This is a genomic window from Shinella granuli, from assembly GCF_004341885.1.
Lineage (GTDB): Bacteria > Pseudomonadota > Alphaproteobacteria > Rhizobiales > Rhizobiaceae > Shinella > Shinella granuli.
The window spans coordinates 1-3,311 of the sequence record NZ_SLVX01000073.1 but is presented as its reverse complement, the minus strand read 5'-3'; the positions used below and the strand labels follow the sequence as shown (position 1 = coordinate 3,311).

Genomic DNA, 3,311 nt, shown 5'->3' with positions numbered 1-3,311 from the left:
TAGGGCGGCACTGTGCTGGATACTTACCGCATGGCATGCCGCCACAACTTTCGATTTGCTCGTCACATCGGATTTGACCGGTGTGAACAAGCAGATTGAAGGATACCCAGATGACAAAACGCAAGCGCAGACATCGCCGGAGTGTCGATGTACGGATCAACTGGCTGCAGCCGCATGTGGATGGCTTCCGGGATTGGCTCGGCAGGCGGAATTACTCACCCGCAACGATAACGGAAGTTGTGCGTCTGCTCGCGCTATGGGCCGATTGGGTCCGCACTTCAGGATTCGATATCGATACGCTGGCCAGTGCATTCTCCAGCTCGGCTTCAGTGTTCGGCGGCAGCAAGAAAGCTCGCGCCCCACAGGGAGCGGCATTGTTGTTCATCACGTATCTGCGCGAAGCAGATGTCTTGCCGTCAGAGCACCAGCCTTCGCTGCACGAGATTTGGCCGGAACTCGCTGCGTTCCGGCAGTGGATGCAGGAACAGCGCGGAACCAAGGGTTCCACACTTGATCTTTATGAGTCCATCCTTGCCGACTTGTTGAAGAAGCTTGGAACAAACCCCGCGAGCTACACGGTCGCGGCGATCCGCGGCTTTGTCCTTGAGCGCGCCAGCACGGCCGGCCGGTGGCGTACCCAGGCCATTGCCGTTGCTACCCGTGCATACCTCAAATATCTGGTGGCAACCGAACAATGCCCGATCGGTCGAGAGCGAGCGGTTCCCACCTTTGCCAACTGGTCGCTCGCCAGCACGCCGCGCTTCCTGGCCGAAGCCGAAATCGACCGTCTTGTTGGAGCGTGTGACGGCGAGGAACGGGTGCGTGATCTGGCCGTCATCCTGCTGTTGGCCCGACTGGGTCTCCGAGCTGGCGAAGTTGCCAATCTCACCTTCCACCAGATCGACTGGGCGGCAGGTCAAATCGTCCTCGCCGGAAAGTCCCGGCGCGAGGAGCGTTTACCTCTGACGCAGGAGATCGGGGACAGTCTCCTGGCCTATGTCGAACGGGCAAGGCCGCGTATGGCGACAAACCGGGTGTTCCTGACAAGTATCGCGCCAATCAGAGCAATCAGCCGCATTACCGTGAAGTGCATTGTGAACCGCGCTCTCGACCGGGCCGGGATCACAAGCGCGCATCGTGGTGCGCATATCCTGCGTCACTCGGCGGCGACGACGATGCTGCGCAACGGCGTCAGTCTCACGGGCATTGGCGCTGTGCTGCGACACCGTTCCCCATCGATGACGGCCCTCTATGCCAAGGTGGACATCGGGCTTCTGTCTGAGATCGCGCAACCCTGGGGTGGGAGGCTGCCATGCTGAGCGATGATGTGCACCGCTACATTATGCTGCGCCGGGCACTCGGCTACAAACTGGTCAAAGCGGAACGACATCTGCTCGCCTTCGCAGGCTTCGCCGATTTGCGGAATGAGCCGTATATCCGAACCGCATCCGTTCTTGCCTGGCTCGGCTCGGCCGCCCAGACGCCCGACGGGCGGGGCCGCCGGCTACAGGACGTTATCCAGTTCGCGCGCTTCCTTCACGCGGAGGATCCGCGGCATGAGCTTCCGAGCACTGATCTGGCCCACCGGCAGCTGACACGCCCAACGCCCTATATCTACTCTGCGGACGAAATCGTACGTATCCTCGATGCCGCTGGCAATCTGCGGCTGCAAAAGCCCAATCCTTTGCGCCGTGAAATCTATGTCATGATCCTCGGGCTGATCGCAGCAACGGGATTGCGCATCTCCGAAGCGCTTGCACTCAAGCTTCAGGACATCCAGTCCGATGGCGTTCTGCACATCCGGGACACCAAGTTCCGCAAGAGCCGGCTGGTGCCATTGCATGCGTCGGTCACGGAAGCCTTGCAGCGCTACCTCGATGTTCGACGCCGGTGTGGCGGTAACAGTGATTGGCTGTTCCCGTCCGTACGGCACCGCCAGATGTGCCCCCGGACGGTGAACTCCACGTTCCGCTGCATCCTACGGCGAGCAGGCATCGCTCCGGAGCGGCGGCCGCAGCCCCGTATCCACGACCTTCGCCATACGTTCGCAACCCGGGTTCTCGTTCAGTGCGGAGCTGATCGTGGTGTTGTCGCGCGGCACTTTGTTGCCCTGTCCACCTATCTGGGCCATGCGGATGTCAGAAACACATACTGGTATCTCGAAGCGACGCCGCAAATGATGACGGACATCGCTTCGGCAGCCGAGACGCTGGTCGGGGAGATGCGCTTATGACGCAGCTTGCTCCTCTCATCACCAGCTTCTTGCGGGAACACATGCCTCATCAGCGCGGTTACAGCCCCCGCAGTTGTGAAACCTATGCGTTCAGCTTCAAGCTGCTGTTCGAGTTCGCTGCCAAGCGGCTCAGCATCCGTCCCTCGCTGCTGACGATCGAAAATCTCGACGCGACGCTGATCCTGGCCTTCCTGCGTCATATAGAAAAGGAACGTGGGAACGCCATTACCACGCGCAATCTGCGGCTTGCCGCGATCAAGACGTTCATGCGCTACGTCGAATACCGCGTGCCGTCTGCTCTGGAGCAGACCGCCCGAATACATGCCATTCCCGCAAAGCGCCATGACCAGAAGCTCATACAGCATCTGACCATCGACGAGATCCGCGCGATCCTGAACGCTCCTGATCTCGCAACGCGCTCCGGCGTGCGAGACCGGGCAATGATGCATCTCTGCTTTGCCGCCGGTCTTCGCGTGTCCGAACTGGTCGGCGTTCTTGCTGAAAACCTGTCGCTTCAAAATGGGGGTAGTGTGATGGTTCGGGGCAAGGGCCGTAAGGAACGTTGCCTGCCGCTCTGGAAAGAGACCGCTCGGGACCTTCGTGCCTGGCTCAGTATCAGGGGGACCGTCGCCGTGCCGGAACTGTTCGTCAATGCGCGGGGCGAACCCATGAGCCGCGCCGGCTTTGAATATATCCTCGACAAGCACGTCCGAAAAGCCGGCAAAACCTGCGCGACGTTGCGTGGTCGGAATGTATCGCCACATCAACTCCGCCATAGCTGCGCTGTCGTCATGCTGCAGGCCACGCACGACGTGCGAAAGGTCGCATTATGGCTCGGTCATGCCGATATCCGTACCACAGAGGTTTATCTGCGCATGGATCCCAACGAAAAATTGGAAGCGGTCGAGGCGGTCATTCCGCCGGAACTGAGACGCGGCCGCTTCAAGGCGCCAGATGCCCTGATCGCATCGTTGCTGTCGGATATGGGGGCGTAACGTCTTAAGATGGGCGGCGCTGTCGAGGGCCATGATCGAAGACGGAAAAATGGCATTCGATCAGCTTGCACAGTGCCGCCCTG

At 60.3% G+C, this 3,311-nt stretch carries 3 protein-coding genes; all 3 read left to right on the top strand.

Annotation, left to right across the window (positions count from 1 at the left end):
• The first annotated feature begins 110 nt into the window (after positions 1–110).
• The 3 genes from EV665_RS31855 to EV665_RS31845 are packed head-to-tail and all read left to right on the top strand — an operon-like array spanning position 111 to position 3,228.
• The gene (locus EV665_RS31855; RefSeq protein ID WP_133037244.1) at positions 111–1,319 is read left to right on the top strand and encodes a tyrosine-type recombinase/integrase; all 1,209 of its coding nucleotides are present in this window, start codon (positions 111–113) and stop codon (positions 1,317–1,319) included.
• Positions 1,313–2,233 carry a tyrosine-type recombinase/integrase gene (locus tag EV665_RS31850; RefSeq protein WP_133037243.1) on the top strand — a complete coding sequence of 307 codons (921 nt, stop codon included), beginning with the start codon at positions 1,313–1,315 and terminating at the stop codon, positions 2,231–2,233. The genes EV665_RS31855 and EV665_RS31850 overlap by 7 nt, the downstream gene beginning before the upstream one ends.
• Positions 2,230–3,228 (top strand): tyrosine-type recombinase/integrase, encoded by a 999-nt coding sequence (locus EV665_RS31845; RefSeq protein ID WP_133037242.1) that lies wholly within the window; start codon positions 2,230–2,232, stop codon positions 3,226–3,228. The genes EV665_RS31850 and EV665_RS31845 overlap by 4 nt, the downstream gene beginning before the upstream one ends.
• Positions 3,229–3,311: the final 83 nt, after the last annotated feature.